The 7,349-nt window shown below is 51.2% G+C and carries 6 protein-coding genes; 3 read left to right on the forward strand and 3 right to left on the reverse strand.

Annotation, left to right across the window (positions count from 1 at the left end; translation table 11 throughout):
• Positions 1-5 precede the first annotated feature (5 nt).
• From H5985_RS05630 to H5985_RS05640, 3 genes are all read left to right on the forward strand, one after another.
• Positions 6-1,724: an ArnT family glycosyltransferase gene (locus H5985_RS05630; protein WP_205050337.1), complete on the forward strand. Its 1,719-nt coding sequence runs from the start codon at positions 6-8 to the stop codon at positions 1,722-1,724.
• On the forward strand, positions 1,721-3,130 hold the full coding sequence (locus tag H5985_RS05635) for an MATE family efflux transporter (RefSeq protein WP_205050338.1): 1,410 nt from the start codon (positions 1,721-1,723) through the stop codon (positions 3,128-3,130). The genes H5985_RS05630 and H5985_RS05635 overlap by 4 nt, the downstream gene beginning before the upstream one ends.
• Before the next feature lie 132 nt (positions 3,131-3,262).
• The gene (locus H5985_RS05640) at positions 3,263-3,961 is read left to right on the forward strand and encodes an SIMPL domain-containing protein (RefSeq protein WP_205050339.1); all 699 of its coding nucleotides are present in this window, start codon (positions 3,263-3,265) and stop codon (positions 3,959-3,961) included.
• Positions 3,962-4,002: 41 nt separating this feature from the next.
• On the opposite strand, the gene miaA is transcribed toward H5985_RS05640, so the two are convergent.
• The 3 genes from miaA to H5985_RS05655 all read right to left on the reverse strand — a co-directional run.
• On the reverse strand, positions 4,003-4,929 hold the full coding sequence (gene miaA / locus H5985_RS05645) for a tRNA (adenosine(37)-N6)-dimethylallyltransferase MiaA (protein WP_205050340.1): 927 nt from the start codon (positions 4,927-4,929) through the stop codon (positions 4,003-4,005).
• Entirely contained in the window at positions 4,929-6,806 is a 1,878-nt protein-coding gene (gene mutL / locus H5985_RS05650; RefSeq protein ID WP_205050341.1) for a DNA mismatch repair endonuclease MutL, read from the reverse strand. Before mutL ends, miaA begins: the two co-directional genes overlap by 1 nt.
• Positions 6,807-6,969: 163 nt before the next feature.
• Positions 6,970-7,349 (reverse strand): autotransporter domain-containing protein (locus tag H5985_RS05655; RefSeq protein WP_205050342.1); only part of this gene is annotated, 380 nt, incomplete at its 5' end.

Here is a 7,349-nt window from a genome sequence, read left to right on the forward strand (position 1 = left end):
TACTCATGTTTGAAGAACGTCCTTCTCCGATTGTTGCCTCGGCAGCGAGCGCTCGGAAATTACCCCGCATGGCGCTTTTAGCCCTTTTAATTATTTTCATCATTCCCGGGCTTTTGTCTCGCGATTTTTGGAGTTCGTACGAATTAACCGAGTTTGCACTTGTTCAATCCATGCTGCAAAGCGATGCGGCAGGGTGGCTTTTACCCACACTCGGCGGCACGGAATACGTGACTGACGGTCCTCTGACGATTTGGATCAGTGCGCTTTTTGCCAAACTGTTCGGTTTTCTTTTCTCAGAAGGCAGTGCAAGCCGCCTGAGTGTTCTAGTCTGGTTTTCCATTGCTTCTTCGAGTATCTGGTACGGCACCTGGTATTTGGCTCGCCGTGCCGAAGCCCAACCCGTGGTGCTTGCTTTCGGCGGTCAAGCCTCCCCGATTGATTACGGGCGCGTGGTAGCCGACGCGGCTCTTTTAATGTTCGTGGCGACCTTCGGTCTTTTTGTTCCGATCCGCCAGCTTTACGTTGAAACCGCCCTTTTGGCCATTGTTGCTGCGTTTTATTTCTCATTGGCCTGGACATTACGCCGAGACATTCTCGCACCGCTCTTGACCGGCATTACCATCGGTGCCTCAGTCTTAACAGCCAATTTGTTTGCAGGCATTGTTCTGCTCGTCATTGCTTTGTTTATCCATGCACGAGTGCACGCCTACGAAACCCCTTTCATTAACCGTGCCACACTCATCATTGTGGCCGCATCGGCAACCTTTTTTATCTGGCCGATTCTGGCTGTGGCCGTTGCCATTGAAACGGTGGATGCGTGGTTTGCCCTTTGGTGGCAGGCACAACTTGCTTTCATCAGCGGCATTTCGTCCTCCGATCTTTATTGGATCGTCGAAAACTGCATTTGGTTTCTCTGGCCTCTTTGGCCCTTTGCCCTCTTAGGCTTATATGCCTTCAGAAAACAGCTCGATCGCACTCATATCAAATTGCCCCTTTGGATGTTTGTGGGCTTATTCGTGTTGTCGTTGGCAGGCGAAGTATCGGGCGATCGCTTCATGATGATGCTTACCGTTCCGCTTTCGGTTTTGGGCGCATTCGGCCTTTTATCTGCCCGTCGTTCCCGCGAAAATATCCTCGACTGGTTCTCGGCTACTGTTTTCACTCTCGCCCTTATTGCCTTGTGGCTTTACTTCTTTGCTTGGCAAACGGGCATGCCGCCGAAGATGTACAAGTCGATCATGAACCTTGCTCCCGGCATCAGCTCTTCATTTCATGGGCTGCTTTTCGTACTGTGCTTTGTGACGTTCTTGGTCTGGTTGGCTCTGGTTCTTTGGCGCATGAATCACTCGCAGATTGTCGCTTGGAAAGGACCGTGGCTTGCCGCTGCCGGCATCACTGCCTTAAGTGTCACCACCGTTTATCTTTTTGAACCGGTGATTGATCGTGCAAGAAGTTTTGAGCCGATCGTGCACGAAACGCTCACGGACTATCATGCAAGCGCTTCTGCCGGAGACTGTCTCACAGCCGAAAACATTGATCCGGTTAAAGAAAGCATGCTCGTCTATTACGGCTTGCCGCTTACAAAAAATAACGCCTGCCGCTTTGTCTTCACGACCGACGAAGCCTTTGCAGACAATCTCTACGATGAATCGAGCGTTCTGGGTCGCTATAGCCGCCCTCGTGATCGCGAACGGTTCGTTTTGTTTGAAACAGGGAAAGAATGAATCATCCGCTTCCTCAACGACTGACCCCACCTGATATTTCGGGACGGGCCATCGCAAAACTGGCCGGTCCCATTTTTGTTGCCAATATCGCTATTGTGGGCGGCGGCACAATTGACACCATTATGGCCGGTCACCTCGGTGCCGACCATTTGGCAGCCATTGCCTTGGGTCTTGCCTCCATGATCATGATTTTCATGGGGCTTGTAGGCATTCTGCAGGGAATGAGTCCGCTTGCAGGCCACCATTTCGGTGCCCGCAAGTATGAACGAATCGGCTTTGAGCTGTCTCAGTGTCTGTGGCTTGCGCTCATTCTTTGCTTTATCGGTATGCCACTCTTGGGGGCAACGGAGATTTGGACCAACCTCGCCCAAGCCCAGGGACCGGTGAAGACCATGGCCTCCCAATACCTTTTAATCAGCATGTTCGGGCTTCCGGCAGCTCTGGGCGGACGCGCGTTTATTGCCTTAAATGCAGCCGTCTCGCGACCCAAAGTCACCATGTACGTATCGGTGGCGATGCTAATCCTCAAAGCGCCCTTAAACGCCATTTTCATGTACGGTTGGCTTGGCTTTGACGCTATGGGAGGCGCAGGGGCCGCGGCTTCTTCCACGATTCTGACGTGGCTCTCATTTTTTGTTTACATCGCGGTCTGGAAAAAAGACTCGTTCTACAGTCAAATGCGATGCGAACGTTTTTATTGGCCGGATCCCAAGGCCATGTGGGCACAGTTGAAAATCGGTATTCCGATCGGGCTCTCAACCTTCTTTGAAGTAAGCTCCTTTACGCTTATGGCAATTTTCATTTCCCGCTTCGGCGCCGTGACGGTTTCTGCCCACCAGATTGTGGCCAACATCACGAGCATGTGCTACATGCTTGCCTTGGCAATCGGTATTTCCTGCACGGTACTGGTTTCACAGTGTCTCGGAGCCGGTTGGCCGAGCGTAGCTGAAAAAGCCACTAAAAAATGCCTTACGGTCGCTGTGTGCGTCGCAAGCGTTGTGGCATTGTCTTTGTATTTCGGAAGAGGCTTTTTACTTCAACTCTACACAAGCGATGAAACAGTTATTCGGATCGGCTACTCGCTGATTCTTTTCGGCATTCTCTATCACGTCTTTGATGCTATGCAGTGTGTGAGCTCTTTTGCCTTAAGAGGCTATCGAGTCACCTTCTGGCCGATGATTGTCTATGGTGTCATGCTTTGGGGCGTCGGACTTTTCGGCGGCTACTATATGGCATTTATCGGTGAACCCTTCATGGCTCCTCGTGCTGCGTACGGCTTCTGGGGCATGACGGCTCTGGGACTCTTTTTTGCCGGTATGTCGCTTGCGGCCTTGGCGCTCTGGGTTGCGCGAACGCGCTCCAAAGAAGAAGAGGCCGTTGCCCAAAAGGCCGCTCAAATGGACTGATTTCCAACGCAGCTTCGGCTGCGTTTTTGTTAGAAAAGCAAACAAAACGAACAAATTGCAAAAGTGTTTTGTGGGTGGCCCGTAATACTCTATGATTGAACTGAGAGTACTCAATCATGAGGGAAACGGATTATGAGCGTACAACAAAATTTAATCGCCGGCGTCTGCGTAGCAATCGGCATCGCCTCTGTGGGTTTTTCTTTAAAAGCCGGTATTGATCATTTTGTCGATCGCGACCGTGTGGTCACGGTCAAGGGCTTGGCTGAACGAAATGTTGAAGCCGACTACGTCATTTGGCCTGTGACTTTCCGGGTAAGCGGCAATGACTTGGCCGCTCTTTACCAAAAAGCCCAGACGCAAAGCGAAGAAATCCGACAATTCCTGATTAACCAAGGCATCAAAGCGGAAGATATTTCTCAAGGCACGCCCAGCGTACAGGATTTGCATGCGGACTTTTACGGCACGAATTTACCGCCTGAACGCTATCGCATGGAAATGGCCGTATCGGTTGCCACAACGGATGTAGGTACTGTGCGCAAAGCTATGGTCAATCAAAGTGAGTTGATTCAAAAGGGCGTACTCTTTACTCAAAACTATCGCACCCAATTTTCCTTTAACGGGTTAAACGCCATTAAGCCTGCGATGGTAGAAGAGGCCACCAAAAACGCTCGCTCTACGGCCCAAAAATTCGCCGAAGACAGTGAAAGCACGTTGGGTAAGATCAGACGGGCCTCGCAAGGTCAATTTACGATCTATGACCGAGACAGCAACACGCCGTATATGAAGCGCGTTCGAGTGGTTACGACTGTTGAATACTACCTGAAAGACTGACGCATGAGACTCGATCGCCACCGACCGAGGTGGCGATTTTCTTAGCCTGCCTGAAAGCGCCCGATGGCTTCCAATGCGGCAGGGAAAGGATCTGTGTCAAAAGGATCAAAGGTTTCAATATCCGGCATGGAGCGCATCCAGGTCATTTGGCGCTTGGCCAGTTGCCGCGTGGCTGCTACTCCTGCCTGCACAAAGCGCTCATAGTCGGTCTCACCCAAGAGATAATCAATTGCCTGCCGATACCCTACCGCTCTCATCGAGGGGGCATTGCGGTCAAAATCAGGCCTTGCCATCAAGCCCTTCACCTCATCGAGAAAGCCCGCCTCGATCATCATTAAAAAACGTTTTTCAATTCTCTCGTGCAAAAGCTTACGATTGGCCGGCATCAAGCCCAATGTTAAAAAGGTGTGTGCAGAACCCTGATTTTGCTGACTTTGATAAAAAGAAATGGGTTTGCCCGTCTGGCGATAGACTTCCAGGGCGCGACTGATACGCTGAGAGTCTGTCGGATGAAGTCTTTGTGCGGTTATGGGGTCAACCTCACGAAGTTTTTCGTGCATGGCAGGCCACCCGAGGGCTTGTGCTTCTTGTTCAATTTCAGCTCGCACCGTCAGGTCACTCGAAGGCATCTGATTGAGCCCCTCTTTGAGGGCTTTGGCGTAAAGCATGGTACCGCCCACAATTAAAGGCAGTTTTCCTCTTTGACTGATCTCTTCAATCAAGCGTTCACAGTCTTTAAAAAAGTCTGCTGCGCTGTAACTCTCAAACGGATCGCGAATATCGATCAGGTGGTGCACGATCCCTTCTTTTTCCTGCTCCGTGGGTTTAGCCGTACCGATATCCATTGAGCGGTAGACCAAAGCCGAATCAATAGAGATGATTTCCGTATCCAGAGCATGGGCCAATTTCACCCCCAAAGCGGTTTTTCCGCTTGCCGTGGGTCCGAGCAAGAGTACTGCCTTGGCCATCACTTCCCTCGCATGAAAAGTTTGTCCAATTCACTCATGCTCACTTGCACCCACGTGGGTCGCCCGTGATTGCATTGATCAATGCGCTCGGTTTTTTCCATCTGACGCAAAAGCGCATTCATCTCTTCAAGACTTAAATAGCGGTGCGCACGCACGGCCCCGTGACAGGCCATAGTAGCGAGGATCTCGTTGCGCTTTTCTTCAATGAGATTTGTGCCGCCGAATTTTTTAATGTCAGCGAGCAACTCACAGATAAGCGCTTCGCCCGTCTTTTCAATGTCGCCCGCTAACACTGCGGGAACCGAACGCAAGCGCAGATGCGTAGGAGAAGCGGCTTCCAATTCCAGCCCTAAAGACAACAAAAGCGACTGATTGTCTTCAAACGTTGCCATCTCTTCGGCATCCGCCCTAAAGACCAGAGGGATCAAGAGCTGCTGGACAGCCAATTTTTGCGCATCCATCTGCTCCTTGAGTTTTTCATAGACAATTCGCTCGTGGGCCGCATGCATATCCACGACCACCATCCCGTGATCGTTTTCGGCAATGATGAAGACGCCCCCCACCTGTCCTAAGGCGCGCCCTAAGGGATAGGCCATTTTTTCGTGTTCAGCCACACTGCCGATATCACTTCCCGAACGAATAGCCTGGACAGTATCAGGCACCACATTGCCGTGTCGCGCAGGCTGCGCTTCAGTTCGTGTCTGGTAAAAATCCAAATACCGGCTCAACTGCGAGGGCTCGTAGGCGGCCTGAGGTTGAGAGCGCAATTGAAAATTCGAATTCAATCCGGAGGTGTTCGAACTCGGGCTTGGTTGTGTGCTTGGAGTTACTGCTGCAGGTAAAGGCTCCTCGGCTTCACTGCTTAATCCTGCCAAGGCGGGAGCCAGGGCATTTTGCACGGCATGCATCACGAATTGGTGAACCCATTGGGAGTCACGGAATCGCAACTCGCTTTTTGTAGGATGGACATTTACATCCACCTTAATGGGATCAATGTCCACAAAAAGGCAATACATAGGTTGCAATTGATTGTGTAGCACATCAGCGTACGCACTTTTAACCGCATGAGCCAAAAGTTTATCGCGAACAAATCGACCGTTGACGTAACAGTACTGGGCATCGGTGCGGGCGCGACCCGCAGTGGGTAAGCCCACCCAGCCGTAAACGCGCGCCGTAGCGGTCTCCGCATACACTTCACGCTGGGCACGGGCAAACTCATCGGGCAAGATGCGGTTAATACGCGCGCGGCTTTCTTCAACCGGTAAAACCAAAACCGGTTTTCCGTTATTGACCAGCCGAAATTCAATCGTAGGATGTGCAATGGCTATGCGCTCAAGCGCCACTTTGCAATGAGCCGCTTCCGTTGCCTCTGACTTTAAAAACTTCCTTCTCGCAGGCGTTTTAAAAAACAGATCTTCCACATCGACCTTGGTCCCCAGGCCGCCCGCGGCTACTCCCACATCTCCCTCGTGAATGCTGTAGGCGCAGGACTGCTCGGCGGTACGCGATGTCACGGTCATGGCACTTACCGAGGCAATGGAAGCCAGAGCTTCCCCTCGAAAGCCAAGACTTAAAACGTGTTCCAATTCGTTTAAATCGCGGATTTTGCTTGTGGCATGGCGTTTTAAAGCCAAGGGCAACTCTTCTTTCGGAATACCGCGACCGTTATCCGTCACTGATAGTCGCTTGATGCCGCCCGATTCCAGCCGCACTTCTATGCGTGTGGCGTCAGCGTCGATCGCATTTTCAACAAGTTCTTTTAAGACAGAAGCCGGGCGCTCAATCACTTCGCCTGCGGCAATCTGACTGATTAATTGATCGGAGAGCTCTTTAATCGCTCTTTTCGGAGAATGTTCTGTGTTATTCAATACTTGCATAATGCCCAGATTGTAGCATTCAAAAACCTTCTGCTGAACTTAAACCACTCTTAATACCGAAACTGTGTCGACCCGTCACACATATCAGGTAAATACGCAACAAAAGCGCAAAAGGCCGCAGTTCAAACCACGGCCTTTTGCTCAGTCAGATGAAAGTATCAGTCTAGAAGAGATACTTCAAACGAGCTTGCACGGACAAATCGGAACGTTCTTCGTTACCCCAATCGTAACCGGCATTCAAACCGAAGCGGAAGTTATCCTTAGCAGCTTGCACACCCAATTGCGAACGAACTTGAACGTCATCGGCAAACGTGAAGTTGTATTGACCGGTTGCTCCGGCAAACTTCACTTTACTGTCGATATCGCGATCGGCCACCGTCGGCACAACAGCCAGGCTGAAGGTCGGCGCAACAGTCATACCGCCCGCCGTTTCGAAGCTCTTGGCTAACTTGGCACCGATCGGGAATTCAACCGCTGTCGCATCCGAGTCTTCAACCTTGATACCGTGACCGGCAGAGTATCCGTCGCTACGCACGTGATAGA

The sequence above is a fragment of the Parasutterella secunda genome (genome assembly GCF_016901835.1).
Lineage (GTDB): Bacteria > Pseudomonadota > Gammaproteobacteria > Burkholderiales > Burkholderiaceae_F > Aphodousia > Aphodousia faecavium.